The sequence below is a fragment of the Streptomyces sp. NPDC005266 genome, from assembly GCF_040607655.1.
In the GTDB taxonomy this organism is placed as follows: Bacteria; Actinomycetota; Actinomycetes; order Streptomycetales; family Streptomycetaceae; genus Streptomyces.
In genome coordinates this window covers 406,797-433,763 of record NZ_JBEXHC010000002.1, presented here as the reverse complement: position 1 = coordinate 433,763, position 26,967 = coordinate 406,797, and the positions used below count along the sequence as shown (strand labels likewise).

The following is a 26,967-nucleotide window of genomic DNA, read 5'->3' as shown; positions in this document are numbered from 1 at the left end:
CCGCCCGCGCCCGTCCGCAGGACGCCTTTGGCGCAGCCTCCCGAGCCGGCTCCCTCACCGACCCGTCGCGTCGAGATGCGCGCGTATCACCCGCCCACGGGCCAGAAGCCCGACACCGGGACCTCCCTGGTCACCTTCACCCTGCTGCTCACCGCGCCCGCGGTCCTCGCGGCCGCCGCTCTCCGCCCGCGCTCGCGCTCCGCCGGGCGCGGCGGGCGGCGCGGCTGACGGCGCACTGCCGACCCGCTTTGGAGGTTGCCCATGCCCGAATGGCTGATTCTGACTCTGGTGATGGCCGGGACCTGCTCGGCCGTCGTGATCGCGGCGCTCCTCAACGCCCGCCGGCTCGGCGAGGAGGACGATCCGAGCGAGACCCCCGATGTCCTCGACTACATGATCATGATGATCGGCGTGGTCTACGCGATCGTGCTGGGCCTGGCCATCGCCGGGGTCTGGGAGGCACGCGGCGCCGCCCAGGACGGAGTCCGGACGGAGGCGCAAGCGCTGCACGAGGTGAGCGAGCGGGTGAGCGTCTACCCCCGGCCGGTGCGCGACCGCGTCCGCGCTGACGTGGACGCGTATGTGCGCCATGTGGTGACCACCGAGTGGAAAGTGATGATCGACCAGGGCGAGCTCACCGACCGCGGCAACATTCTGCTGACCACGCTGCGGCGCGATGTCACCCTCGCCACGCCGCACTCGGATCTCCAGTCGCAGGCGTACCAGCCGATGCTGGATCAGGTGGCAGCCGTCGATGACGCGCGCGGCGCCCGGCAGCAGAGCGCGGGGCCGACGATGCCCCGGGTGGTCTGGTTCGGTCTGCTGCTCGGGGCGGCGCTGGTGATCGGACTGGTCTTCACCCTGCAGATCCGCCGCTCGCCCCGGGAGCTGATGCTGTCGGTGATGTTCACCGGCCTCATCGTCTTTCTGCTCTTCCTGGTCTGGGAGTTCGACGCCCCCTTCGGACGGTCGGTGGGCGAGGCGGCCGGGGCCTTTACCGACCTGTTTCCCAGCGCACGGGGAGGGTCTTGAGCCCGTTCTGGAAGTTGGAGGTGAGCCGCACCGGCTCGCCCGCCCGGCGAAGTCCGGGCAGCCGGTCCAGGGCGGCGCGCAGCATGGCGCGCATCTGCACCCGGGCCAGATGCGTCCCCCAGGCACACATGCGGGCCGAAGCCGAGGCTGACATGGTCGTTCGGGGTGCGGGTGATGTCGAAGCGGTCGGGGTCGGCGAAGACGGTCTCGTCGCGGTTGGCCGAGGCGTGGAAGACCACGGCCTTCTCGCCGCGCGGGCCACGCCCCGACCGCGGGCTCCTCGATCCGGCAGACGGGACGAGTGGCGCGCAGCTCGCGGAAGAGCGCGTAGGGACGCCGGCGGCGCAGGGCTCGGGAAGGAACGCCTCGAGCGGGTTCACGCCGAGACCGTACGGCGTCGTCCTCCGGCGCCGTCAAGACGCCGAACCGCCCTACGCCACCGGCACGGGCAGCACCCGGCGCAGCGGGTCCTCGGGGAGCCGGCCGTGCGCCTTCCACTCCCTCGGGTAGCCGACCGAGACCTCCTGGAACTTCACCCCGTCCTCCACCGTCGTCCGGGGGATGTGCAGATGGCCGTAGACGACGGTCGCGGCCCGGAACCGCACGTGCCAGTCGGCGGTCAGCTCGGTGCCGCACCACAGCGCGAAGTCGGGGTAGCGCAGTACCCGGGTGGGCAGCCGGGTCAGGGGCCAGTGGTTGATGAGCACGGTCTGCAGACCGGGGTCGCAGGCGGCCAGCCGTGCCTCCGTCTCGGCGATCCGGGCCCGGCACCACGCGTCGCGGGTGGGGTACGGGTCGGGGTGGAGGAAGTGCTCGTCGGTGCAGACCACCCCGACGTCATGGGCGTGGGCCAGTGCGGCCTCCTTGGTGGCCAGGCCGTCGAGGCGGAAGGAGTAGTCGTAGAGGAGGAACAGCGGGGCGATGATCAGCGGTCCGCCGATGCCCTCCCATACGGGGTACGGGTCCTCGGGGGTGACGATGCCCTTGGCCCGGCACATCTCCACCAGGGCCTCGTAGCGCGCCACGCCGCGGGCCTCCAGCGGGTCCTTGGGGTGGGTCCACAGCTCGTGGTTGCCCGGCGACCAGATGACCTTGGCGAAGCGCTCGCTCAGCAGGCCCAGTGTCTCCTCGATCTGGGAGAACACCTCGCCGACGTCACCGGCGACGATCAGCCAGTCGTCCTCGGAGCCCGGCCGCAGCCGTTCCACGATCGCCCGGTTCTCCGGATAGGCCACGTGCAGGTCGCTGATGGCAAGGAGTTCGCCCTGGCGCGTGCCGCCCATTGTGTCTCCTGTCGTACGGTGGCGGTCATGGTGAGGTCGCGGTGCGGTCGCGCCGCGGTACGGGCCGGTTGATCACCGGGCCGTCCCTGGCGCTAGCCTCGCAGATGTGGTGGACAAACTCCCCGCGTCTTTTGAACGCGGAACCGATGGCCCGAAGGTCATCCTGGTCGGACTGGACGGCTCCGAATCCTCCTGGCGCGCCGCCGCGTACGCCGCCGGGCTGGCCCGCCGGCAGAACGCTCTGCTCGTCGTGGTGTACGTGCAGCCGGTGCTGGCCGCGGGCGCCGCGCTGGGGGCTCCCGTGGCCGACACCACGGGTGAGGTCGCCGAGGAGCTGATGCGGGAGATGCGTGCGGCCACCGAGCGGCTGCGCGGGATATTCGAGGTGCGCTGGGAGTTCCACACCTTCCGCGGCGATCCGTACAACGGTCTGGTGCAGGCGGCCGACGAGCTCACGGCGGACGCGGTGGTGGTCGGCGCGTCGGAGCAGGCGGGGCACCGGTTCGTCGGCTCGGTGGCGGTCCGGCTGGTCAAGGCGGGGCGCTGGCCGGTGACCGTGGTGCCGTAAGCGCCGGGAGGGCCCGGGGGCGTCCGGCTCGCGGAGCCCGGCGCGGTGAGGCACGGTGGGAGAAGCAATCGGACCGTGCCACGGACCGGGGAGACCGCCATGTCCCATATCTACCGGGTGACCGATATCGTCGGCTCGTCCACCGAGAGTGTCGACGACGCAATCCGCTGTGCCATCAGCCGCGCGTCGAAGACCCTGCGCAATCTGGACTGGTTCGAGGTGGGCCAGGTTCGCGGGCATATCGAGAACGGCCGGATCGCCCACTACCAGGTGGGGATGAAGGTGGGCTTCCGTCTGGAGGACACCGACTCGGGCTCCGGGGACACGCCGGGCTGACCGCAGCCCAGCCCGCCCAAGGGGCCCAGCCCACCCAGGGGGCCCAGCCCGCCCAAGGAGCCGAGCCCGCCCAAAGGGCCCAGCCGCGGGTAACGCGAGGTCCCCCGACTCGCCCATGTGGCCCCCGTTGCCGACTGCTGACACGACTGGGCAGCAGCCTACACACAGCTGTCCTCCACACAGCTGTCAGGGCCGTTGCCCCACGCCGGTCGTCACGGCCTCCAGCTGTCAGGGCCGTTGCCCCACGCCGGTCGTCACGGCCTCCAGCCGTCAGGGCCGTTGCCCCACGCCGGTCGTCACGGCCTCGCGGAGCCGTCCGCCGGGCATCTTCGGGGCCAGCGGGGCGGTCTCCATGCCGGTGCCGTGCCGCAGGCCGCTGAGGAACTCCTCGAGCGTCTCGACGGCGGTGTGCCGTGGGCGCCAGCCCAGTTCGTCATGGGCCCGGGTGGTGTCCATCAAGGGGAGCCGGAGGGCGGCGTCGAACAACTGGGGTGAGGGCGGGACCAGATGCAGATGCCATGCGGTGGCCATGGCCGAGTGGGCGGCGCCGCGCGGTATCCGCACGCCCCGCGCGCCGAGGATGTCGGCCAGCACCTGGCCGTCGACCGGGGGTTCGGCCGCGAGGTTGAAGGCGCCACGCACCTGCCGGCCGAGCGCGAGCCGGTAGGCCTGGGCGGCGTCGTCGGTGTGCAGGACCTGCAGCCGCAGCCCGGGTACGTCGAAGACCGCGGGCACGAAGGCGGAGCGGATCAGCCGCCGCGGCACGAACGGCCCCATGAACAGACGGCGCTGCCCGGCGGCCGACTGCTCCTTGAAGAGGAAGGCGGGGCGCATCCGCACCACCCGGATCCGCGGATGGCGCGGCTCGAAGGCGTCGAGCACCCGCTCCATGTACGCCTTCTCACGGCAGTACGCGGCCTCCGGCCAGCCGTGGGTGGGCCAGGACTCGTCGACCGGTTGGTGGTCCGCGGGGCCGGGCGAGTAGGCGCCCACCGAGGAGGCGTACAGCAGCACCGGCACCTCCGCCCGCGCCACCGCCTCGAAGACGCGGATGCCACCGAGGACGTTGGTGCGCCAGGTGATCACCGGTCGGTGGCTGGGCTGGATGAGCCAGGCGAGGTGGATGACCGCGTCCGCGCCCTCGAAGTGGCGCACCAGCTCGTCCTCGAGGCCGGAGTCGGCCCGGCCGATGTCCGCCTCCACCCAGCTCGTCTTCGCCGGCGACCACGCCGGGATCCGGCGGGCGATGCCCACGACGGACTCGATGTCCGGGTCGTCGCCGAGCGCGCGTACGACACTAGTACCGACGTTGCCGGTGGCCCCGACCACCACCACTCGCTTACCCTGCTTGCCGCCCATGGTCCGCTCCTTCCGGGCGCGCGTTCCCTCAGACGGGCGTCTTGCCGATGAGTTCGCGCGCGGCCGCCGCGATGGCCTCCGCGTCGATCCCGGCCTCGCTCAGCTGCTCGGCGGGGGTGGCGGAGGTCGGCATGGTGCGCACCCCGAGGCGGAGCGTCCGGGGCTGCGTGCCGCCGTCGGCGAAGGCGCTCTGGACGGCGTCGCCCAGCCCGCCCTCGGGGTGGTGATCCTCGACGGTGATCAGACGGCCGGTCACATCCGCGGCGGCGCGCAGCGTCACGGCGTCCACCGGCTTGAGCGAGTACAGGTCGATCACCCGGGCGGCGATGCCCTCCTGGGCGAGGCGGTCGGCAGCCTCGATGGCCTCGTGGACGGTCACCCCGGCCCCGATCAGGGTGACCTGGTCGTGCTCGGTGGCCCGGATTAGCTTGCTGCCGCCGATGGGGAAGCGCTCGGAGGGCGGATAGATGACCGGGGTCCCGCCGCGGGTGGTGCGCAGATAACGGATGCCCGACTCCTCGGCCATGGTGGCGATGAGCTGGGCGGTCTGGTTGGCGTCGCACGGGTAGAGCACGGTGGAGCCGTGCACCGCCCGCAGGGCCGCCAGATCCTCCAGGCCCATCTGCGAGGGGCCGTCCTCGCCGATGGCCACTCCGGCGTGCGAGCCGACCAGATTGATGTCGGCGCGGCTGATGGACGCCATCCGGATGAAGTCGTAGGCGCGGGTGAAGAAGGCCGCGAAGGTGGCGACGTACGGGTTCCAGTGGCGCGTCTGCATTCCGACGGCGGCGGCCACCATCTGCTGTTCGGCGATGAAGAACTCGAAGTACCGCTCCGGGTGTTCCTTGTGGAAGTACTCCAGCCGGGTGGAGTCCCCCACCTCGCCGTCCAGCGCCACTACATCGCCGCGCGCGGTGCCGACTGCGGCGAGCGCCTCCCCGAACGCGTCGCGGGTGGGGACGCTGTCGCCGATGTTGTAGTGCGGCAGGCGCAGCGGGCCCTGGGAGGTGGGCCGGGTCGGGTCGACGGCGGGCGGGCCGAGCACCGGCACGGCCATGTTGCGTACGCCGCCGAGTTCGGCGATGGCCTCCTCCGGGTCCTTCAGCGGCTTGCCGTGCATGCCCTCCCTGTTCTCCACCGCGGCGACGCCCCGGCCCTTCATGGTGCGGGCGATGATGGCGGTGGGGCGGCCGACGGTGGACGCCGCCTCGCCGAACGCGCGGTCGATCGAGGCGATGTCATGGCCGTCGATCTCGATGGTGTGCCAGTCGAAGGCGCGGACGCGCCGGGCGTAGGCGTCCAGATCCCACTCGTGACGGGTCGGGCCGCGCTGGCCCAGCCGGTTCACATCGATGATCGCGGTGAGATTGTCGAGCCGCTCGTAGCCCGCGTGCTCGAACGCCTCCCACATCGACCCCTCGGCCATCTCGCTGTCGCCGCACAGCACCCATACCCGGCTGGGCACATGGTCGAGCTTCTTCGCGGCGAGCGCCATGCCGACGCCGAAGGGCAGCCCCTGCCCCAGCGATCCGGTGGCGACGTCCACCCAGGGCAGCCGGGGGGTGGGGTGACCCTCCAGCCTGCTGCCGCGCTTGCGGAAGGTGAGGAATTCCTCGTCGCTGATGGCCCCGGCGGCCTTGAAGAGCGAGTAGATCAGCGGTGAGGCATGGCCCTTGGAGAAGATCAGGTGGTCGTTGCCCGGGTGGTCGGGCTTTTCGAAGTCGTAGCGCAGATGGTTGCCCATCAGAACGGCCATCAGGTCCGCGGCCGACATCGAGGACGTCGGATGGCCGGACCCGGCGGCCGCGGCGGCGCGCACCGAGTCCACGCGGAGCTGCTGCCCGAGCTCGCTGAGCTGTTCGTGTTGCATTGTTCTCCTTCCGGGGTCTTGCCGAAGGTCAGCTGCGGTCCCGCGCCGAGTGCGCGACCTCGGGCGACTCGGTGTCCAGCGGTACCGCCCAGGACGGCACCACGCCGAGTTGCACCGCCTGGCGTGGCAGCACCGCGTCGAGCATCCAGTCGGCGGCCACCCGGATGCGGTTGCCGGGCATCGCCGCGAGGTGGTAGCCGCGGGTGACCGCGTTGGCGAGCGGTCCGGACATCGGAATGTGCAGCGGATCGGCTGCCGCCTGCACCCCGCCGAGGTCGACCGTGAACCCCAGATCGTGGTGTTTGTACGGCTTCGGCGTGCCGCGGCCGAGGGAGGCGAGAATGTTGTGGGCCGCGATCTTGCCCTGGCGCTGCGCGTGCTGCGCCGTCATCGGGGTGAACTGCCCGGGGCGGGTCAGGTCGGGCACCGCGGCGGCGTCCCCACAGGCCAGCACCTCCGGATGGCCGGGCACGGCCAGATACTGGTCAACCCGCAGCCGTCCGCGCTCGGTCGGCAGCCCGATGTCCTCCACCAGTGGGTCGGGGCGCACTCCGACACACCAGATCAGCGAGCGGGTGTCGATGAACTCGCCGTCGTCGAGGAGTACCCCGTCCGAGGCGGCCTCCTTGACCGAGGTGCGGGTGCGGATCTCCACACCGCGCCTGCGCAGCACCCGGTCGGCCGTGCGGGAGAGCCGTTTGTCGAGCTCGGGCAGGACGCGTGGGGCGATGTCGATCAGCACCCAGCGGGGACGCGGCTCGCCGTGCAGCGCCGAGTTCTGGCGGTAGAGGTCATCGGTGAACAGCACGCCGTGGGCGGCCACCTCGGTGCCGGTGTAGCCGGCGCCGACCACCACGAAGGTACAGCGGGCGGCCCGCTCGCGGCGGTTCTCCGCGGCCCCGGCCAGCTCGATCTGACGGGTCACATGGTCCCGCAGATACAGGGCCTCCGGCATGCCACGGAAGCCATGGGCGTGCTCGGCGATGCCCGGGATCGGCAGCAGCTTGTTGACGCTGCCGACCGACAGGACGAGCCGGTCGTATCCCATCTCGCCGCGCCCGCCCTCGGGGTCCCGCCAGGCGACCCGGCGAGCGGCGAGGTCGACCGAGTCGACCTCGCCCAGCACCAGCCGGACATGGTCAAGGGTGCCGGTCAGGGAGACCGAGACGCGCCGGGGCTCCAGGACCCCGGCTGCCACTTCGGGCAGCAGCGGCAGATACAGGAAGTAGTCGTTGGGGTTGATGATCACGATCTCCGCGGCACCGCGCAGGGTGCGGGAGAGAGTGCGTGCGGTCTGGTAGCCGGCGAATCCGGCACCGACGATCACGATACGGAGTGGGCTCACAAAAGACTCCCGGGCGTACGGAACCAGAGCATGCCGAGTGCCCGTGGTGACCGAGGCCAAACCGGTGTGACGGCCGGCCCCGGTCCCAGGACGGTCCGTCCGCCGGTCCCCGGGCGCGCCGGTCAGCGGCGCCCCCGCGCCGGCGCGCCGTCGACCGGCTCGTCCCAGTCGATGCGGTAGCCGGTCAGCCAGTCCGGCCCGCCGCCTCCCTGCGCCCGGTCGAGCCTGCGCGGCAGGGTGGCGTCGCGCAGGGCCCGCCCCACGGGCCCGGGGGCGTTGCGGCGGACCATGCCCGCACTGGTGGTGGCCACCCGCTCGACCCGTTGGCGACGCAGCGCCTCGTACGCGGCGAACGCCGACCGCGGGCCGCCCAGGTCGCGGAGGCATTTGGCGAGCACGACGCCGTCCTCGATGGCCATCGAGGCGCCCTGCGCGGCGTTCGGCGCGCAGGCGTGCGCCGCGTCCCCCACGATGACCATCCCCTCCTCCGACCAGGTGGGGGTGGAGAGGAGGTCATAGGCGCCGGTGGCCACGATGGAGTCGCCGGTGGCGCGGACGATATCGGCGGCGGGGGTGCCGTCCTCGGCGAAGAGCGCCAGCAGCCGCTCCCGCCACTGCTCCGCGGTGACGGCGGCGAGCTCCGCCTTGGACAGCTCCTCGGCCGGGGCGTTGCAGAACCACCAGACCTCGCCGTCGGGGGCGGTGGTGCAGCCGAAGAACGCCTGCTTGCCGAAGATCATGGTGTAGGCGTCCCGGTCCGGGGGCGAAGCGACGTCGCGGGCGTAGCCGCACACCGTGGTCTGTCCCGTGTAGCGCGGCCGGGGCGCGCCCGCGTCGATGGCCCGGCGGATGAGCGAGTGGATGCCGTCGGCGCCGATGAGCACGTCGCCCACCGCCCGGCCGCCGTCCGCGAAGGACCCCACGATCCGGCCGTCCGGGCCGGTGTGGGCGGCGAGCAGCCGCTTGCCGTGCTCGATGCGCACCCCACGTCGCACCGCCTCGTCGCGCAGCACCCGGGCCAGGGTGGCGCGTTTGATCGTACGGGCCCCGAGGCCCCCTTCCGCAGAGCCGGCGATCGGCTTGCGGCCGAGGCGCTTGCCGGTGTTGCTGATGAAGTCGGCGCGCTCGGCGGGGAAGGAGTGCTCCAGGACGGGTCCGTGGGCGTCGATCGTGCGCAGCGCCTCCAGACCGTTGGCCGCGACGACGAGGAATGCACCCGCGGCGGTGGCGTCCGGGGGGTACGCCTCGTGGACGACCGCGTCGATCCCGGCCTTGTGCAGGGCCATCGCGGTCACCGTGCCGGCGATGCCGCCACCGATGATCATGGCTTTGGTCATGGTGCTCCGTGACGTGGAGTGAAGTGACATGAGGTGAAGCGGGGGGATGTGACAGCACCATATGGCGGATCCGGCGCCCGCGGGTCAAGAGGACCGGGTCAACCGGCCGCTTGGCAGGGCTATTTGAGCAGGCGGGACATGCGCCGGTCGGCGAGCTGCTTGCCGCCGGTCTGGCAGGTGGGGCAGTACTGCAGCGAGGTGTCCCGGAAGGACACCTCGCGGACGGTGTCGCCGCACACCGGGCACGGCTCGCCGGCGCGGCCGTGGACCCGCATCCCGCTGCGCTTCTCCGCCTTGAGGTCCCCGGCGGCCAGCCCGCGCGACCGCTCGACGGCCGAGCGCAGGGTCGCGCCCATCGCCTCGTACACCCCCGCGATCTCCTCCTCGGTGAGATCCGAGGCGAGCCGGTAGGGCGACATCCGCGCGGCGTGCAGGATCTCGTCCGAATAGGCGTTTCCGATGCCGGCGATGACGCTCTGGTCGCGGAGCACCCCCTTGATCCGGTGGCGCACACCGTGCAGCAGTCCGGCGAACGCCTCCAGGGTGAAGCTCTCGTCGAGCGGGTCGGGGCCCAGCCGGGCGATGCCCGGCACCTCCCGCGGATCCCCCACGACGTACACCGCGAGCCCCTTGCGGGTGCCGGCCTCGGTGAGGTCGAAGCCGGAGCGCTCGGGGCCGGCCAGGAGCAGCCGCAGCGCCAGCGGTCCCCGGCCGGGGCGCGGCGGCGCCTCGGGCAGTCCGTCCCGCCAGCGCAGCCAGCCCGCCTTGGCGAGGTGGACGACCAGATGGGGGCTGTCGTGGCCATCGGTGGCCAGGTCGAGGAATTTGCCGTGGCGGCCCGCCGCCGTGACGGTACGGCCCTCCAGGGCGGACGGCGGCGGCTCGTAGGTCTTCAGCACGCTCACCGCCACGGGGAGGACGCGGGCGATCTCCCGGCCGACGGCGCGCTCGGCCAGGATTCCGGCGAGGGCCTCCACCTCGGGCAGCTCCGGCATGCCCCCAGTGTGCCGCAGGCCGTATCCGGGTGCGCGGGGCGGCGAGGTGTGCTGGACACCCCGACACCACTCCCGCACCGCTCCGGGCTGCGGCCCGGGAATCCCTCCCATACTGTCTTCTTTGTCCCTCATCGTCCCATCTGCCCCGCACGGAGCGTTCCTCATGGTCGACACCGGACAGCACGAGCAGTCCGTACAGGAGCAGGAGCAGGACCGCACGTCGGACGCGGCGCACGAGGGCTATGAGGCATACGAGGGCGGCAGCCCCGAGGCCGAGCGGCTGCTGTTCGACAAGCTGGCGCGCGAGCTGATGCGGGTGCGGATGGCGAACAAGGACGCCTCGGGCGCCCCCCATCTGCTGCGCACCTTCCACGCCAAGGCGGCGCTCGGCGTCGAGAACGCCCGGCTGCGCTTCCATAGGGAGCTGCCGCCCGAGCTGTGCGTGGGGTACGCCCGGCCGGGCGCCGAGTATCCGGCCGTGGTGCGGCTGTCCAACGCGAGCGGCGCCGAACACCACGACGCCTCGCCCGATCTGCGCGGCATCGCCGTGCGGATCCAGGCCGGGCCCGAGGAGACCCACGATCTGCTGGCCACCAGCTTCCCGGTGTCCCATGCGGCGGACGCGCGCGAGTTCGTCGCCTTCGCCAAGGCCACGGCGGGGGCGGCCGGCGCCGTGGAGAAGGCGTTCGGGCTCTTCGTCCTGCTGCCGCTCACCGTCGGCTGGTCCACCGCCGACCGGATGCGCCGCAATGTGCGCACCGCCACCCGCCACACCGTCGGGTCGCTGGCCCGGGAGACCTTCTGGAGCCGCGGTGCCATCCTGTGGGGCGCGGCCGGGCCGGTCCGTTATCAGCTGCGCCCGGCGCCCGGCGGCATCCCCGCTCCCCCGCCCGACCGCGACGACCCCGACTATCTCCACCACGAGCTGGCGATGCGGCTGGCCACCGGCGACATCGCCTTCGAGCTGTGCGTCCAGCGCTATCTGGACGAGCGCCGCACCCCGGTGGAGGACGGTTCCGTGGAGTGGCGGGAGAGCGACGCGCCGGTCGTCCCGGTGGCGCTGCTGACCGTGCCGCGCCAGGACCTCGACAGCGCCGGGGCCCGGTCGGCGGCCCGCCGGGTCGAGCAGCTCGCGTTCAACCCCTGGCACACCACCGAGGACTTCCGTCCGCTCGGCAATCTCAACCGGGCCCGCAGGGCCGCGTACGAGGCCGCCGCCGCACACCGCCTGGGGCTGCGCTTCGCCACCGGCGAACCGCGCCGCAACGCGCTCCTCGGGCTCCCGATGCGGGCGGCCTTCGGCCTGGTCAACCGCTATGTGCCCTGGCACCGGCTGCCGGCTCCGCTGGGAGTGCTCAACCTGGTCGTGCTGCGGCAGACGCTGCGGCGATTCAATCTCATCGACGCGGACGTACAGCAGGCGCCGCCACGGCCCGAGCCGGCGCCCGCGCCGGCCGATGAGAGGCTGCGCGTTCACCGCTCCTACGACGGCTCGGGCAACGATCTGTCCGCGCCCCGGATGGGCGCGGTCGGCGCCGCCTTCGGCCGCAATCTCCCGCCGGTCTACCGGCCGGATCTCTTCAATGTGCCCAACCCGGTCACCGTCAGCAGGCAGCTGCTGCACCGGGAGCGCTTCCTGCCCGCCACCTCGCTCAACGTCCTGGCCGCCGCCTGGATCCAGTTCCAGGCGCACGACTGGGCCGACCACCGCCGCTGCCCGGCGGGCGGCAGGACCGTCGAGGTCCCCCTGCCACCGGGCAGCGGCTGGCGCAACGCCTTGGGCGGACCGGTGGAAAAGGTGATGCGCTTCGCGGACAACGAGGGCATCGAGGTGCCCGGCCGGCCCCCGCTTCTGTTCGCGGGCGCCGCCTCGCACTGGTGGGACGGTTCGGAGGTGTACGGCGGGGACGAGCGGACCGCGACCTCGCTGCGTGAGGCGGGCGGTGGCGCCGGGCTGCGCCTGGAGGACGGCCATCTGCCGCTGGGCCCGGGCGGGGTAGCGCTGACCGGCTTCGCCGACAACTGGTGGCTGGGCCTGAGCGTGATGCACACCCTCTTCGCCCGCGAGCACAACGCGGTGTGCGAGGCGCTGCGCCGCACCTATCCCTCGATGAGCGAAGACGCGGTCTACCACACGGCGCGACTGGTGGTCAGCGCGCTCATCGCCAAGATCCATACGGTCGAGTGGACCCCGGCGATCCTCGCCACCAAGGTGATCGACATCGGGATCAAGACCAACTGGCAGGGACCGCCGGACCATTGGCTGTCAAAGCTGGGCCTGTGGCTGTTCGAGGCGAACGCGCTCTCCGGCATCCCGCGCGGCCTGCCGGACCACCACGGTGTGCCCTTCGCCCTCACCGAGGACTTCGTGGCCGTCTACCGCATGCACCCCCTGATCCCGGACGACTTCGAGCTGTGCGACCACCGCTTCGGGCAGCGGCTCCAGTCGCTCGGCTTCCCCGAGGTGCAGGGCGCGGCGGCCGAGAGCGTGCTGCGCAAGACGGGGCTCGCCGACACCCTCTACTCCCTCGGCATCGCCCACCCGGGCGCGATCACCCTCAACAACTTCCCGCGCGCACTGCAGCGCTTGGAGCGGGACGGCGAGATCATCGATCTGTCGGTGGTGGACCTGGTGCGCACCCGGCGGCGGGGCGTGCCCCGGTACAACGACTTCCGCGCCGGGCTGCACAAGCCCCGCATCCGCTCCTTCGAGGAGGTGTCCGGCGATCCGGACACGGTCGCCCGGCTGGAGGACGTCTATGGATCGGTCGACGAGATCGACACCATGGTCGGGCTGTTCGCGGAGAACCCGCCCGAGGGGTTCGGCTTCAGCGAGACGGCGTTCCGGATCTTTCTGCTCATGGCCACCCGGCGGCTCCAGAGCGACCGCTTCCTGACCGTGGACTTCCGGCCCGAGGTGTACACGCCGCTGGGACTGGACTGGGTGGAGCAGTCCACCATGACCTCGCTCATCCTGCGCCACTGCCCGGAGCTCGCGGGCCTGCTGCCGCGCGGCGAGAGCCCGTTCGCACCCTGGCGCCCGGTGGTGCCTCCGCTGTCGTAACCGGGCCGTCCATGGGCACCCGTCGCGACCGCATGGTACGGATACGCACAGGCCGAGGCAGCGACAGACGCAGGGAGCGGCCCCGATGGAGTGGTTCACCTCATCCGGCTACTGGCTGAGCCGGCTCGTCTTCCAGCGGGGGCTGGCCGCCATCTATCTGATCGGGTTCCTGACGGCGGTCGACCAGGGCCGGGCCCTGCTCGGCGAGCGGGGGCTGACACCGGTAGCGCACTTCACCGCGCGGGTGCCGTTCCGCCGCTCGCCCAGCCTGTTCCACCTGCACTACTCCGACCGCTTCTTCGCCGCCTGTGCCTGGCTGGGCACCGCGCTCTCGGCCGCCCTGCTGCTGGGGGCCGCGGACCATGTGCCACTGTGGGCCGCGATGGTGGCGTGGCTGGTGCTGTGGCTGCTGTATCTGTCGATCGTCAACGTGGGGCAGGTGTGGTACGGCTTCGGCTGGGAGTCGCTGCTGCTGGAGACGGGATTTCTGGCGATCTTCCTGGGCAATGAGCGCACCGGGCCACCGGTCCTCATCCTGTGGCTGCTGCGCTGGCTGCTGTTCCGGGTCGAGTTCGGCGCCGGGCTGATCAAGATCCGCGGGGACCAGTGCTGGCGCGATCTGACCTGCCTGTACTACCACCATGAGACCCAGCCGATGCCGGGGCCGCTGAGCTGGCACTTCCACCATCTGCCCAAGCCACTGCACCGGGCGGAGGTGGCCGCCAACCATTTCTCCCAGCTCGTGGTGCCGGTGGCGTTGTTCACCCCCCAGCCCGTCGCGAGCGTGGCCGCGGGGATCATCGTCGTCACCCAGCTGTGGCTGGTCGCCTCCGGCAACTTCTCCTGGCTGAACTGGCTGACGATCGTGCTGGCGCTCTCCGCGGTCGACGGGCGGCGCGCGGCCGAGGTGCTGGGGCTGCCCGAGCCGCCCCCACTCCCCGCACCCCCGGTCTGGTACGAGGTCCTGGTGCTGGCCGCCACCGTGCTGGTGCTCGTGCTCAGCTACTGGCCGGCCCGCAACCTGGTTTCGGGCCGCCAGCTGATGAACTACTCCTTCAACCCGCTCCATCTGGTCAACACCTACGGCGCCTTCGGCAGCATCAACCGCAGCCGGCAGGAGGTGGTGATCGAGGGCACCGCGGACCCGGCGGTCACACCGGACACGGTCTGGAAGGAGTACGAGTTCCGGGGCAAGCCGGGCGATGTGCGCAGGAGGCCGCCTCAGTACGCGCCGTACCATCTGCGGCTGGACTGGATGATGTGGTTCGCCGGGATCTCCTCGGCCTACGCCGGATCGTGGTTCGCCCCGCTGCTGACCAAGCTGCTGACGAACGACCGGGCGACGCTGAGGCTGCTGCGCGAGTGCCCCTTCCCCGACACGCCGCCCACCCATGTCCGCGCCCGGCTGTACCTTTACCGCTTCACCACCCGGCAGGAGCGGCGCACCACGGGGGCCTGGTGGCATCGCACCCTGATCGGCGAATATCTCCCGCCGGTGCGGCTGGAGGACGGGGAACACGCGGACCGGGCGGACCAGCCGGACCACTGACCGACCGGCGGGACCGCAAGGTCTTGCCGCCCGTTCACCTCATGCTCACCCGAATGCCACCGCGCGCTTCCCCGCCTCGGCGAACCTCCATGATGGAAGCGGATGCCTCGCTTCCGCATCGTGTTCCTTCAGTGAGGTACCCCCATGGCCCAGATCCTGACGACCCTCCTGGCGAAGCTCGCCCGCATCGCGGTGGAGGCGCTCGCCGCCCACGTCGCCAAGAAGCTCGTGACCGCCGTCTTCACCCCTCAGAGCGCCCCGGCCGCCGCCTGACGGCTGTCATCGCCGGCCGCCGAGCGGTCCGGGCGTCCAGGCCCGGGCCCTGTCTCTCAGTGCTCGTGCGTCGCCGCCCGGTGCACCGGGCCGTGGGCGGTCAGACAGTGGTCGGCTGACGCGTCGGCCCGCTGATGCTCATCGTCCCGCCGTGGCAGCGCGCCGCGGTCGTCGAGATGGTCGACCTGGAGCGTGGTGTGGGTGATCCCGTACTCCCGGTGCAGCACCCGCTCCAGATCCTCCCGGACCGCGTGGCAGTCGCCGAGCGCCGCCACCAGGACGTGCGCGGAGAGCGACACCTCGCCAGAGGTGATCTGCCAGACATGCAGATCGTGCACTTCGGCGACCTCCGCATGGGAGACCAGCCGGTTCCCCACCTCGTCGGGCTCGACCCCGGCGGGCGCCGCCTCCAGCAGAATGCGCCCGGAGGCCCGCAGCAGTTCCCCGCCCGCCTTGACCATGAGGACGACCACGACAAGACCTGCGATCGCGTCGGCCCGAGCGAAGCCGGTCGTCACCACCACCAGCCCGGCGGCGGCGGTGGCGATGAAGGCGTAGAGATCCTGGAGTACATGCTGGAAGGCACCCTCGACATTGAGCGAGGAGCGATTCGCCTTGGACATGCACCACGCCGCCGCGATGTTGACCACGACCCCGACGAGCGCGGTGGCCAGCACCGGACCGCCGGTCACCTCGGGCGGGTCGATCAGCCGCGCCACCGACTCGTACCCCAGCCAGGCGCCGAGCAGCAGCAGGGAAAGGCCATTGGCCTGGGCGGAAAGGATTTCCGACCGCTTGAGCCCATAGGTATATCCGCCGCGCGCGGGCCGCGCCGAGAGCCGGATGGCGATCAGCGCCAGAACGATCGAGGCGGCGTCGGTGAGCATATGGGCGGCGTCTGAAATCAGCGCCACCGAGCGGGCGAGCACCCCGACCACGACCTCGACCGCCATAAAGCCGGTGATCAGCGCGAGTGCGCAGGTCAGCCAGCGACGGTCGGCGTTCTCCGCCACTGTGTGGGTGTGTCCGCCGTGGTCCTCGCCGTGTCCGTGCGCATGGGCTTCCACCCGCTCCTCCTCGGATCGCCTTCGGGACAGCGCAATTCAAACAGCACCGGGGAAAATCTCCAAAGGCGGAAATGGACACGGTTATCAGGAGACTTCCGTGCCCGGCGAAATACTCTTTCTGAATTCGGCAACGCTTTTCAACTCCGGGCCGGAACGGCCTCCTCCGCCGGGGCCGCCCCGGCATCCGGGGCATCCGGCGGGAGTCGCTGACGTGTGCGAAGCCACGCCGATGCGGGTGAGACGGGCGCACCGGGGGTGACCTGACGGGGCGTGGCGCGTTGGCCGACTATGACGACGACGATGCGACGCCGTTCTCTCTCGCAGCCGAGCAGAGCGCTGGACCGGAGCACCGAAAGCGGCGGAACGGTTCATCAGACCGTTCACCAGTCGACATCCGTACCGATCTACGCGGCGCTGGTCGAGCGCTGGGCCTCCGCGGGGCGGGCGGTGCCCGGGGCCTACGACCGCGAGTGGACCGAACTGGTGAACTGTCCACCCTGGCCGGACCGGGTCCGGCAGGCCACCCGGCCGACCGCCGGCTAAGCGGATGCGGTGAAGTTCGCCGCTGATCCCTCGCCGTTCGGCCTGGCCGAGGGCTTGGCGCCGAGAAGGAGCAGCACTTGACTTCGCCGTAACCGCTTAGCCCTCCACCCCCTGACCGGGACGGCCAGGCACACCACGCTCCGGCCCGGCGCACCCCTGTGCGGCCGGGCTCCGCCCGCCCCGGCTTGGCCGTCGCGCCGCGTACGGCTCGGGCACGCCGGACGCGGCGGCTTCGACCCGCGCTCCGCGTACGCTCAGTCGTCGCCGCCTTCCAAGCCGCCCTCCGTCTCCAGGAACAGCTCCCGTACCCGCTCGAGCACCTCCGGGTCGGGCTCCGCCCACAGGCCGCGGCTCTCCGCCTCCAGCAGCCGCTCGGCCATGCCGTGCAGCGCCCAGGGGTTGGCCTCCTCCAGGAACGAGCGGTTCTCCGGGTCGAGCAGATAGGTCTGGGCGAGCTTGTCGTACATCCAGTCGGCGACCACGCCCGTGGTGGCGTCGTAGCCGAAGAGATAGTCGACGGTCGCGGCGAGCTCGAAGGCGCCCTTGTAGCCGTGCCGGCGCATCGCCTCGATCCAGCGCGGATTGACCACCCGGGCGCGGAAGACCCGTGAGGTCTCCTCGTGCAGGGTGCGGGTGCGGACCGTCTCTGGGCGGGTGGAGTCGCCGATGTACGCGGCGGGGGCGGTTCCCTTCAGCGCGCGTACGGTGGCGACCATGCCGCCGTGGTACTGGAAGTAGTCGTCCGAGTCGGCGATGTCGTGCTCGCGGGTGTCGGTGTTCTTCGCCGCGACCGCGATCCGGCGGTAGGCGCTCTCCATCTCCTCGCGGGCCGGACGCCCGTCCAGCTCACGGCCGTAGGCGTAGCCGCCCCAGACCGTGTAGACCTCGGCGAGGTCGGCGTCGGTGCGCCAGTCGCGGCTGTCGATGAGCTGGAGCAGCCCGGCCCCGTAGGTGCCGGGGCGGGAGCCGAAGATCCGGGTGGTGGCGCGGCGCTCGTCGCCGTGTTCGGCGAGGTCGGCCCGGGTGTGTGCCCGTACGTAGTTGTCCTCGTCGGCCTCGTCCAGGGACGCGGCCAGCCGTACGGCGTCGTCCAGCAGCCCGACGACATGCGGGAAGGCATCCCGGAAGAAGCCGCTGATGCGCAGGGTGACATCGACGCGCGGGCGGCCCAGCTGGTCGAGCGTCACGGGTTCGAGCCCCGTGACACGCCGCGATGCGTCGTCCCACACCGGGCGGATGCCCAGCAGCGCCAGCGCCTCGGCCACATCGTCGCCGGAGGTGCGCATGGCGCTCGTGCCCCACAGCGACAGGCCGACGGACTTCGGCCACCGGCCGTCGTTGTCGGCGCGGTAGCGCTCCAGGAGCGAGTCGGCGAGCGCCTGGCCGGTCTCCCAGGCCAGCCGGCTGGGCACGGCCTTGGGGTCGACGGAGTAGAAGTTGCGGCCCGTCGGCAGCACGTTGACCAGGCCGCGCAGCGGCGAGCCGGACGGGCCGGCGGGGACGAAGCCGCCGCCCAGCGCGTGCACGGCGTGGTCGATCTCGTCCGTGGTGGCGGCGAGCCGCGGTACGACCTCGCGGGCGGCGAAGTCGAGGACCGCGGTGACCGGGGCGCGGTGCTCCTCGGGCAGGGTGAGGACAGCCTTCTCGACGGCCTCCGGGGCCCACTCGGCGTCCTCCATCGCCTGGACGAGCGCGCGGGCCCGCTCCTCGGCGTCGTCCGCGCCGGTGCGGGTGGCGGCCGACTCGTCGAGGCCCAGCGCCTCGCGCAGCCCGGGAAGGGCCGACGTACCGCCCCAGATCTGACGGGCGCGCAAAATGGCCAGGACGAGATTGACGCGCTCGGGCCCGGCCGGGGCGTTGCCCAGGACGTGCAGCCCGTCGCGGATCTGGGCGTCCTTGACCTCGCACAGCCAGCCGTCGACATGCAGCAGGAAGTCGTCGAAGCCGTCGTCGTCCGGCCGGTCCTCCAGACCCAGGTCGTGATCGAGCCTGGCAGCCTGGATCAGGGTCCAGATCTGGGCGCGGACGGCGGGGAGTTTGGCCGGGTCCATCGCGGAGATGGCGGCGTACTCGTCGAGCAGCTGCTCCAGCCGCGCGATGTCGCCGTAGGACTCGGCGCGGGCCATCGGCGGTACGAGGTGGTCGACCAGGGTGGCGTGTGCGCGGCGCTTGGCCTGGGTGCCCTCGCCCGGGTCGTTGACCAGGAACGGGTAGATCAGCGGCAGATCGCCGAGCGCGGCGTCGGGGCCGCAGGCGGCGGACAGGCCGGCGTTCTTGCCCGGCAGCCACTCCAGATTGCCGTGCTTGCCCAGGTGCACCATGGCGTCGGCGCCGAAGCCGCCGTCCGCCTGGGGCGTGGCCATCCAGCGGTAGGCGGCCAGGTAGTGGTGCGAGGGCGGCAGATCGGGGTCGTGGTAGATGGCGATGGGGTTCTCGCCGAAGCCGCGCGGCGGCTGGATGACGACCAGGAGGTTGCCGCGGCGCAGCGCGGCGAGGACGATCTCGCCCTCGGGGTCGCGGCTGGTGTCCACGAACATCGCGCCGGGCGGCGGGCCCCAGTGCTCCTCGACCGCCTCGCGCAGCTCCCGCGGCAGCGTGGCGTACCAGCGGCGGTAGTCGGCGGCCGGGATGCGGACCGGGTTGCGGGCCAGCTGCTCCTCGGTGAGCCAGTCCTGGTCATGGCCGCCCGCCTCGATGAGGGCGTAGATCAGCTCGTCGCCATTGCCGGAGGCCAGGCCCGGGACCGCGTTTGGCCCGTCCTCGGGGCCGAAGTCATAGCCCTCGGCGCGCAGCCGGCGCAGCAGGGCGACGGCGCTGGCGGGGGTGTCGAGGCCGACGGCGTTGCCGATCCGGGAGTGCTTGGTGGGGTAGGCGGAGAGGACGAGCGCCAGGCGCTTCTCGGCCACGGGGATATGGCGCAGCCGGGCGTGTCGTACCGCGATGCCCGCGACACGCGCGGCGCGCTCGGGGTCGGCGGCGTAGACCGGCAGCCCGTCCTCGTCGACCTCCTTGAAGGAGAACGGCACGGTGATGAGCCGCCCGTCGAACTCCGGGACGGCGACCTGGGTCGCGGCGTCCAGCGGCGACAGGCCCTCGTCGTTCTCCTCCCACGCGGCGCGCGGGCTGGTCAGGCACAGCGCCTGGAGGACGGGTACGTCGAGCGCGGCGAGCGCGCCCGCGTCCCACGCCTCGTCGTCGCCGCCCGCGGAGGCGGCGGCGGGCCGGGTGCCGCCGGCCGCGAGGACGGTGGTGACGATCGCGTCGGCCGCCCCGAGGGCCTCGATCAGCTCGGGCTCGGGGGCCCGGAGGGAGGCGACGAACAGCGGCAGCGGCCGGCCTCCCGCGTCCTCCACGGCCTGGCACAGGGCCTCGACGAAGGCGGTGTTGCCGCTCATGTGGTGGGCGCGGTAGTAGAGCACGGCGACGGTCGGGCCGGTGACGTCGCCGCGGGCGGTGCGCTCCAGCGGGCCCCAGGTGGGGGCGGGCGCGGGCGGTTCGAAGCCGTGGCCGGTGAGCAGCACCGTGTCGGAGAGGAACCGGGCCAGCTGGGCCAGGTTGGCGGGCCCGCCGTGGGCGAGATAGGCGTGGGCCTCGGCGGCGATCCCGATCGGGACGGTGGACGCCTCCATGAGCTGGGCGTCCGGAGCCTGTTCACCGGTGAGGACGACGACGGGGCGGTCCCCGGCGAGCAGCGTCTCCAGCCCCTCCTGCCAGGCGCGGACGCCGCCGAGGAGCCGGACGACGACGAGTTGGACGCCGTCGAGGAGGCCGGGGAGGTCGTCGAGTGCGAGCCGGGCCGGGTTGGCGAGGCGGTACGGCACCGGGCCCGTGGCGGCACGGGCACTGAGCAGGTCGGTGTCGGAGGTCGACAGCAGCAGGATCATGCGCAGCGCGCCTTCCTCGGGGTCCGCGCCCCGGGCGGGTTGAAGACGGCGGGAGTTCCTGGCTCGCCCGGCCGCTGCCTGCCGGCAGCCACCGCGCTCACAGTGGCGGGACCGCGCCGGATTCGCACCGGCTTCCTCCCCTTGACGCCGTCTTGTGCGTCCGGCGGGCCAAGACGACCCGCCGCTGAGCATAGTAAGCGTTGCTGACCTGGCAGGGGACGGTGAGGGCAAGGGAATCGTCGGTATGCTCGCCGCCATGCCCCTCCCCCCGACAACCGTCCCACCAGGGGATCAATCCCCCTTCCGCCGCCGGAGCGGGCGCGATGACGCCTGCCCGGGCGCCCTGCGGCTGCACCCGGCGGACGACGGCGCGCTGGCCCGCGTCCGGGTGCCGGGCGGGCTGCTGACGACCCGTCAGGCGGACGCGCTGGCACGGGTGGCCGAGGAGCTGGGGGACGCCCGGCTGGACATCACCTCCCGCGGCAATCTGCAGGTACGCGGGCTGGACCCGGGGTGCGGCGCGGAACTGGCGGGGCGGCTGCGGGCGGCCGGACTGCTGCCGTCGGACCGGCATGAGCGGGTGCGCAACGTCGTGGCGTCGCCGCTGTGCGGACTGGACGGTGCGGGACACGCGGATGTGGCGGCGTGGGCACGGGAGTTGGACGCGGCGCTGTGCGACGAGACGTCGGACGAGTTGTCCGCCTTGTCGGGACGTTTCCTGTTCGCGCTGGACGACGGGCGCGGCGATGTGGCCGCCTTGGGCGCGGATGTGACATTGATCGCAACGCCGGACGGCGGGGCCGTGCTGCGGATGCCTGGCCCGGCGTGTCGTAGTGAGCGGACCGAAGGTCGCGACACGCCGGACAGCATCGAGCTGTGGGTGCGGGAGGCCGGGGACGTGCCGCGCGCGGCCGCGCTGGCCGCCGTGGAGTTCCTGGCGAGTGTGCGGGCGAGCGGCACCCGGGCATGGCGGGTGCGTGAGCTTCCGGCGCAACACGCCGTGGCGGCCGACGGGTTGGCGACGCGGCTCGCCGCCGCGGGGATCGAGACGGTACGTACCGTACGCACCGAGCCGGACCCCGGTCTCTCGCCGCCGGGCCCCGCGCCGGGGCTGGTCACCGGGCCGGACGGGCGCCTGGCCGTGTCCGTCGCCGTCCCGCTCGGCCGGGTGAGCGCGGCCCAGTGGCGGCTGCTCGCCACGCTCGCCTCCCGGGGCGGGTCGGGCGAACTGCGTGTGACACCCTGGCGCGGCGTGGTGCTCCCTGGGTTTTCCCCGGACGGCGGCCGGACCGCCTCGGGCGAGCTGTCCGACGCCGGACTCGTGACCGATCCGGCCTCCCCATGGCTCGGCGTCGGTGCGTGCACCGGACGTCCCGGCTGCGCCAAGTCCCTTGCCGATGTGCGCGCCGACGCGGCGCGCGCGGTGGCGGGCGACCGGCGCCCGGGCTCGCTTCCGGTGTACTTCTCCGGCTGTGAGCGACGGTGCGGCCACCCCGGCGGCCGCTGGGTGGACGCGCTGGCGACCGGCGCGGGCTACCGGGTCACCGTACGGGAGGTACCGGAGGCGGCCGGCGCGGACACAGGCGCGGATGTGACAGCGGATGTGACAGCAGAACAAGTGGCCGACGCCGTGGCGGCGGCCCGGGGAACGAGATGATCGAGGGCACAGTGTTCGACTACGAGAAGGACGGGGCGGCCATCTACCGCGCATCCTTTGCCACCATCCGCGCCGAGGCCGACCTCGGCGGCCTTCCCGCCGACGTCAGCCGGGTCGCGGTGCGGATGATCCACGCCTGCGGCATGGTCGACCTGGTCAAGGACCTCGGGTACTCCCCCGAGGTGGTCTCCCGTGCCCGCGCCGCGCTGCGCGCCGGCGCCCCCGTGCTGTGCGACGCGCAGATGGTCGCCAGCGGCGTCACCCGCAAGCGGCTGCCCGCCGGCAACGAGGTGGTGTGCACGCTCTCCGACCCCGGCGTACCGGAGTTGGCGCGGCGCATGGGCACGACGCGCAGCGCCGCCGCGCTGGAACTGTGGCGGGACCGGCTCGAGGGCTCGGTCGTCGCCGTGGGCAACGCGCCCACGGCGCTCTTCCGGCTGCTGGAGATGATCGAGGAGGGAGCGCCGCGCCCGGCGGCCGTCATCGGTGTGCCGGTCGGCTTCATCGGCGCGGCCGAGTCCAAGGAGGCGCTGGCCGGACACCCGGCGGCGCTTGACCATCTGGTGGTGCGCGGCCGACGCGGCGGCAGCGCCATGGCCGCGGCCGCGATCAACGCGATAGCGAGCGAGGAAGAGTGAGCGAGCAGCAGACCGGCCGGCTCTACGGGGTCGGGCTCGGACCCGGCGACCCGTCCCTGATGACCGTACGGGCCGTGGAGGTCATCGCCGAGGCCGATGTCGTCGCGTATCACAGCGCCCGGCACGGCCGCAGCATCGCGCGCTCGATCGCCGAGCGGCATCTGCGGCCGGACCACATCGAGGAGCGCCTGGTCTACCCGGTGACGACGGAAGGCACCGACCATCCGGGCGGCTACCGCGGCGCGATGGAGGAGTTCTACACGGAGGCGTCCGCCCGGCTCGCCGCACACCTGGACGCGGGGCGTACGGTCGCGGTGCTCGCGGAGGGCGATCCGCTCTTCTACGGCTCGTACATGCACATGCACAAGCGGCTGGCCGACCGCTACCCCACCGAGGTCATCCCCGGCGTCACCTCGGTGAGCGCCGCGGCGGCCCGGCTTGGCGCACCGCTGGTCGAGGGCGAGGAGGTACTGACGATCCTCCCCGGCACGCTGCCCGAGGAGGAGCTGACGGCACGGCTCGCGACGACCGACGCGGCGGCCGTGATGAAGCTCGGCCGTACCTTCCCCACGGTGCGGCGGGCCCTGGAGCGGTCGGGCCGGCTGGCGGACGCGCGGTATGTGGAGCGAGCCACGATGGACGCGGAGCGGACGGCCCCGCTGGCGGAGGTCGACCCGGAATCCGTGCCGTACTTCGCGGTGGCGGTGCTGCCGAGCCGGGTCGACGCGCGGCCTGGCGCCGAGCGGGGCGAGGTCGTGGTGGTCGGCCTCGGCCCGGCAGGCCCGCTGTGGCTCACCCCCGAGGCGCGCGGCGAACTGGCCGCCGCCGAGGACCTGGTCGGCTACACCACCTATCTCAACCGGGTGCCGGTGCGGCCGGGTCAGCGGCGCCACCCCTCGGACAACAAGGTGGAGGCGGAGCGCGCCGAGTTCGCCCTGGAGCTGGCCCGCCGCGGACGGCGTGTCGCCGTCGTGTCCTCGGGCGACCCCGGCGTCTTCGCGATGGCGACCGCCGTCCTGGAGGCCGCCTCCGAGGACCCCTACCGCGAGGTGCCGGTGCGGGTCCTGCCGGGCATGACCGCGGCCCACGCGGCCGCCGCCCGCGCGGGCGCCCCGCTCGGCCACGACTACGCGGTGGTCTCCCTCTCCGACCGGCTCAAGCCCTGGGAGGTCATCGCCGCACGCCTGCGCGGCGCGGCCGCCGCCGACCTGGTCCTCGCCCTCTACAACCCCGGCTCGCGCAGCCGAGTCTGGCAGGTCGGCAAGGCACGCGAACTGCTCCTGGAGCACCGCGCTCCCGACACGCCGGTGGTCCTCGGCCGGGACATCGGCGGCCCGGAGGAGCGGGTACGCATCGTCCGACTGGCCGACCTCGACCCGGCCCAGGTCGACATGCGCACCATCCTCCTGGTGGGCTCGTCCCAGACCCGCACGGTGCGGCGCGGCGACGGCACCGAGATCGTCTGGACGCCACGCCGCTACCCGGAGCCCGACCGGGGCTAGGTCGTACCCTCCGCCTCCGCCCAGGAAGGCGTACGGAGGGCCCGACCAGACAGCGGTCGAGCCCTCCGACGCTCATGTGCCCCGCTCCGGGCGGTCGTGGGAAACGACCGCCCTCCCATGAAAGGGGTCGCGTTGTGGCGGGAAGCTGGCGGCGCACTTGCCGGGGCAGGCGTAGACGGTGCGGCCACCGACGCTCGCCGAGTGCTCGATCGCGACCACGACCGGTTGGCTTGTCGATTCCTCGCAGCGGGCACAGATCTGAGGCATCACTTGGCCGTTGTCTCCTCGATGGGGCTGATCTCGTCGACGACCGCCTGGGTCATGGCTTCGCGGAGCCGGTTCGCGTCGGTGAGGCATCGGTCGGGTCCCACCGGGAAGCGCCAGTGCAGACGCGGGCCGGTGGTGCGTGTGGCCGGGGGGATACCCATGAAGGTCACGTCGGCGCGATGGGCGCCGAGTGCCTGCACCTGACGCAGCCTGCGCCAGTACTGGGCGCTGCCCGGCAGGATGAGCCAGTACATCAGGCTGTAGTCGGCGATGACGGCGCCAGTCGCGTCGCCCAGCAGCGTCAGCGCGCGCTCGCCGATGTCCGCAGGGGCCCTTACCGCGTCCCAGTACAGGCCCACTTGCATCAGCTCAACGTCGTCGCCATTCGGCGGCATCCACGGCAAGGCGTTGGTGGTCATGCGTCTCCTTCCCCGTTACGGGTAGTGAGGAGACAGAACCGTGCGTCATGCTGAACCGGCCAGCGCCGACCCGCGCCGCGCATGGCCGTATGCGGCCGACGCATACGGACAACGGACGAACGGTGAGAGCCAGGTACCAAACAGGGGTGGGCATGAACTGGACTGCGCAAGCGATCCGGGACGCCTCCCGCCGAGGTGACTTCGGCCGGGTGGTGAGCCTGGCTCGCCGTGCCGCCGGCGTCTCCCAACGCCAGCTCGGTGACGCGTGCGGGACCAGTCAGTCCGCCGTCTCACGCCTCGAAGGCCGCGGGACGGCCTCCTACGACATGACCATCCTGGCGAGAGCCGCCACGCATCTGCACATTCCCCCGCGTCTGGTCGGTCTCGCCGACCACGCGGCGGCGCATGCCGCCGAGAATGGACAGCCCGACGTGCACCGGCGCAACTTCCTCGCGGGGACCGCGGCGATAGCCGCCACGCCCGCTCTCGCCGCTCTTCGCCCCCACCCCACGGACACTGGGCAGGCCGCGACACTCCGCATGGCCACCACAGCCTTCCGCCGCCTGGACGGCACCACCCCCTCACGGCACCTGTCCGAACCGGTCCTGGCGCACCTACGGCTCACCCAGGCCATCACGGGTGAGGCCGAAACCCCCGAGCAGCGCGCCCGCTTGGCGGCCGTGGGCAGCGAAGCGGCATCGCTCGCGGGGTGGCTGGCCTGGGACATGAACGACATCGGCTCGGCACGTACCTGGTACGGCGCGGCCATCACGGCCGCGCGCACCTCCGGCGACCGACTGCTCCTCGCGTACCAATTCGGCAGCCTGGCCGGGTTCGAGGCGGACGCCGGCAACGGCGCCCAGGCGCTGTCCCTCATCCACCGGGCCCATCGCCATCTGGGAGAGGACGCATCGGCCATCGCCTCAGCGTGGCTCAGCACGGTGGAAGCCCAGGCGCACGCGGTATGTGGAAATGCGACCGCCGCGGACACCGCCCTGCTCCAAGCCTCCCACAGCACGGACGCCATCCAGGACGACCAACAACCCCCGTGGCCCTGGGTGTTCAGCTTCACCCACAGCAAGGTCGCAGCGGCCCGGTTGACCTGCGGCGCGCGGCTCGGCGTTCCCCAGTGGGTAACCGCCGCCCAGGAAAGAGCGGCTGCCGCGCTGACGTCGAGCCACGAAAAGCAACGCGCGCTGCTGACACTCGACCTCGCCGCCGCACACCTCACGAGCGGCCGGCTCGACGGTGCGTTCGCCCTGGCCACTCGAGCACTGGAAACCGGCATGCGGTACCGATCGGGCCGGATCATCGAGCGCGCCCGTGCGCTCCGGCGGTCCTACGCGTCGCCGACTCCCCCCAAGATCGTCCGCGACTTCGACGACCGACTGCACGGCATCTACCTATGATCACGAAAGGAACGCCCCATGCGACTGGGCATCACCGGCCACCGCGGTCTACCCATAGAGACCGAGACCTTGGTCCGTCTGGCCCTTCAGAACGAAGTCGCGCGGCACGCACCCAATCTGGTGGGCGTCTCGTGCATCGCAGACGGCCCGGACGCCTGGTTCGCCGAGATGGTACTGAAGGCCGACAGCCGCCTTGAGGTCGTCGTGCCCGCGGAGAAGTACCGCGATGGCCTGCCGGAGGAACACTACGAGACCTACGACCGCCTCATCCAGCAGGCAGCCGATGTCCACCGCACGGGCCTGGTCGAGTCGGACTCACAAGCCCACATGACCGGGAGCGAGATACTGGTCGGTCTTGTGGATGAACTGATCGCCGTCTGGGACGGCCAGCCAGCCCGCGGATACGGCGGCACAGCCGACGTTGTCTCCTATGCCGAACGCACCGGCGTCCCCACCCGGGTGATCTGGCCGGAGGGCGCCACACGGGACTGACTCGCACCGCGCGAGAATCCCTCCCCGCACGCGCCGATTAGACGCGCACAGCCAAACCGAGGCAATCGGGGTCAAGCA

At 72.3% G+C, this 26,967-nt stretch carries 23 protein-coding genes and 1 riboswitch; of the genes, 13 read left to right on the top strand and 10 right to left on the bottom strand.

The window, feature by feature from the left end; all coding sequences use genetic code 11:
• Positions 1–75: 75 nt before the first annotated feature.
• Both ABZU99_RS05595 and ABZU99_RS05590 read left to right on the top strand, forming a co-directional pair.
• Entirely contained in the window at positions 76–228 is a 153-nt protein-coding gene (locus ABZU99_RS05595; protein WP_355947413.1) for a hypothetical protein, read from the top strand.
• 33 nt (positions 229–261) lie between these two features.
• Positions 262–1,032 (top strand): hypothetical protein, encoded by a 771-nt coding sequence (locus ABZU99_RS05590; protein WP_355947410.1) that lies wholly within the window; start codon positions 262–264, stop codon positions 1,030–1,032.
• Here ABZU99_RS05590 and ABZU99_RS05585 read toward each other — a convergent pair.
• Positions 995–1,186 carry a hypothetical protein gene (locus ABZU99_RS05585; RefSeq protein WP_355947407.1) on the bottom strand — a complete coding sequence of 64 codons (192 nt, stop codon included), beginning with the start codon at positions 1,184–1,186 and terminating at the stop codon, positions 995–997. The two genes, ABZU99_RS05590 and ABZU99_RS05585, sit on opposite strands and share 38 nt — an antisense overlap.
• Before the next feature lie 277 nt (positions 1,187–1,463).
• Positions 1,464–2,315: a metallophosphoesterase gene (locus ABZU99_RS05580; protein ID WP_355947404.1), complete on the bottom strand. Its 852-nt coding sequence runs from the start codon at positions 2,313–2,315 to the stop codon at positions 1,464–1,466.
• A gap of 106 nt (positions 2,316–2,421) precedes the next feature.
• Here ABZU99_RS05580 and ABZU99_RS05575 point away from each other — a divergent pair, with 106 nt between their 5' ends.
• Both ABZU99_RS05575 and ABZU99_RS05570 read left to right on the top strand, forming a co-directional pair.
• Entirely contained in the window at positions 2,422–2,883 is a 462-nt protein-coding gene (locus ABZU99_RS05575) for a universal stress protein (protein ID WP_355947401.1), read from the top strand.
• Between the two features lie 99 nt (positions 2,884–2,982).
• Entirely contained in the window at positions 2,983–3,219 is a 237-nt protein-coding gene (locus ABZU99_RS05570) for a dodecin (protein WP_355947398.1), read from the top strand.
• Between the two features lie 270 nt (positions 3,220–3,489).
• On the opposite strand, the gene ABZU99_RS05565 is transcribed toward ABZU99_RS05570, so the two are convergent.
• The 5 genes from ABZU99_RS05565 to ABZU99_RS05545 form a co-directional block, all read right to left on the bottom strand.
• A complete protein-coding gene (locus tag ABZU99_RS05565) occupies positions 3,490–4,578 on the bottom strand; it encodes an NAD-dependent epimerase/dehydratase family protein (RefSeq protein ID WP_356045425.1) in 1,089 nt (362 codons plus the stop codon).
• Positions 4,579–4,606: 28 nt separating this feature from the next.
• A complete protein-coding gene (locus tag ABZU99_RS05560) occupies positions 4,607–6,448 on the bottom strand; it encodes a transketolase (RefSeq protein WP_355947392.1) in 1,842 nt (613 codons plus the stop codon).
• 28 nt (positions 6,449–6,476) lie between these two features.
• Positions 6,477–7,793, bottom strand: a complete 1,317-nt coding sequence (locus tag ABZU99_RS05555) for an NAD(P)/FAD-dependent oxidoreductase (protein WP_356045427.1) — start codon at positions 7,791–7,793, stop codon at positions 6,477–6,479.
• A 122-nt stretch (positions 7,794–7,915) separates the two neighbouring features.
• Positions 7,916–9,130: an NAD(P)/FAD-dependent oxidoreductase gene (locus tag ABZU99_RS05550; RefSeq protein ID WP_356045429.1), complete on the bottom strand. Its 1,215-nt coding sequence runs from the start codon at positions 9,128–9,130 to the stop codon at positions 7,916–7,918.
• 119 nt (positions 9,131–9,249) lie between these two features.
• Entirely contained in the window at positions 9,250–10,125 is an 876-nt protein-coding gene (locus tag ABZU99_RS05545; protein WP_356045432.1) for a DNA-formamidopyrimidine glycosylase family protein, read from the bottom strand.
• 163 nt (positions 10,126–10,288) lie between these two features.
• Here ABZU99_RS05545 and ABZU99_RS05540 point away from each other — a divergent pair, with 163 nt between their 5' ends.
• The 3 genes from ABZU99_RS05540 to ABZU99_RS05530 all read left to right on the top strand — a co-directional run bounded on the left by ABZU99_RS05540 (position 10,289) and on the right by ABZU99_RS05530 (position 15,011).
• On the top strand, positions 10,289–13,189 hold the full coding sequence (locus tag ABZU99_RS05540) for a peroxidase family protein (RefSeq protein ID WP_356045435.1): 2,901 nt from the start codon (positions 10,289–10,291) through the stop codon (positions 13,187–13,189).
• A gap of 85 nt (positions 13,190–13,274) precedes the next feature.
• Positions 13,275–14,738, top strand: coding sequence for a lipase maturation factor family protein (locus ABZU99_RS05535; RefSeq protein ID WP_355947378.1), 1,464 nt, complete (start codon positions 13,275–13,277; stop codon positions 14,736–14,738).
• 144 nt (positions 14,739–14,882) lie between these two features.
• Positions 14,883–15,011, top strand: a complete 129-nt coding sequence (locus ABZU99_RS05530; protein ID WP_355947375.1) for a hypothetical protein — start codon at positions 14,883–14,885, stop codon at positions 15,009–15,011.
• A 56-nt stretch (positions 15,012–15,067) separates the two neighbouring features.
• On the opposite strand, the gene ABZU99_RS05525 is transcribed toward ABZU99_RS05530, so the two are convergent.
• Positions 15,068–16,078 (bottom strand): cation diffusion facilitator family transporter, encoded by a 1,011-nt coding sequence (locus tag ABZU99_RS05525; protein WP_355947372.1) that lies wholly within the window; start codon positions 16,076–16,078, stop codon positions 15,068–15,070.
• A 300-nt stretch (positions 16,079–16,378) separates the two neighbouring features.
• On the opposite strand from ABZU99_RS05525, the gene ABZU99_RS05520 reads away from it, so the two are divergent.
• A complete protein-coding gene (locus tag ABZU99_RS05520; protein ID WP_356045439.1) occupies positions 16,379–16,621 on the top strand; it encodes a hypothetical protein in 243 nt (80 codons plus the stop codon).
• Positions 16,622–16,875: 254 nt separating this feature from the next.
• Here ABZU99_RS05520 and cobN read toward each other — a convergent pair whose 3' ends face one another.
• A complete protein-coding gene (gene cobN / locus ABZU99_RS05515; protein WP_356045442.1) occupies positions 16,876–20,505 on the bottom strand; it encodes a cobaltochelatase subunit CobN in 3,630 nt (1,209 codons plus the stop codon).
• Between the two features lie 32 nt (positions 20,506–20,537).
• A riboswitch (cobalamin riboswitch) is annotated at positions 20,538–20,703 on the bottom strand.
• A gap of 58 nt (positions 20,704–20,761) precedes the next feature.
• Here cobN and cobG point away from each other — a divergent pair.
• Genes cobG through ABZU99_RS05500 form a run of 3 tightly spaced genes read left to right on the top strand, consistent with a single transcriptional unit; the run spans position 20,762 to position 24,302 of the window.
• Positions 20,762–22,162 carry a precorrin-3B synthase gene (gene cobG / locus ABZU99_RS05510; RefSeq protein ID WP_356045445.1) on the top strand — a complete coding sequence of 467 codons (1,401 nt, stop codon included), beginning with the start codon at positions 20,762–20,764 and terminating at the stop codon, positions 22,160–22,162.
• Positions 22,159–22,800, top strand: a complete 642-nt coding sequence (locus tag ABZU99_RS05505) for a precorrin-8X methylmutase (protein WP_356045447.1) — start codon at positions 22,159–22,161, stop codon at positions 22,798–22,800. Before cobG ends, ABZU99_RS05505 begins: the two co-directional genes overlap by 4 nt.
• Entirely contained in the window at positions 22,797–24,302 is a 1,506-nt protein-coding gene (locus ABZU99_RS05500) for a precorrin-2 C(20)-methyltransferase (RefSeq protein ID WP_356045449.1), read from the top strand. Before ABZU99_RS05505 ends, ABZU99_RS05500 begins: the two co-directional genes overlap by 4 nt.
• Positions 24,303–24,568: 266 nt before the next feature.
• On the opposite strand, the gene ABZU99_RS05495 is transcribed toward ABZU99_RS05500, so the two are convergent.
• A complete protein-coding gene (locus tag ABZU99_RS05495) occupies positions 24,569–24,988 on the bottom strand; it encodes a hypothetical protein (RefSeq protein ID WP_356045451.1) in 420 nt (139 codons plus the stop codon).
• Positions 24,989–25,140: 152 nt separating this feature from the next.
• Here ABZU99_RS05495 and ABZU99_RS05490 point away from each other — a divergent pair, with 152 nt between their 5' ends.
• Together ABZU99_RS05490 and ABZU99_RS05485 are read left to right on the top strand one after the other, a co-directional pair.
• On the top strand, positions 25,141–26,397 hold the full coding sequence (locus ABZU99_RS05490) for a helix-turn-helix transcriptional regulator (protein WP_356045455.1): 1,257 nt from the start codon (positions 25,141–25,143) through the stop codon (positions 26,395–26,397).
• An 18-nt stretch (positions 26,398–26,415) separates the two neighbouring features.
• Positions 26,416–26,889, top strand: coding sequence for a hypothetical protein (locus tag ABZU99_RS05485; protein WP_355947350.1), 474 nt, complete (start codon positions 26,416–26,418; stop codon positions 26,887–26,889).
• The last annotated feature ends 78 nt before the right edge of the window (positions 26,890–26,967 follow it).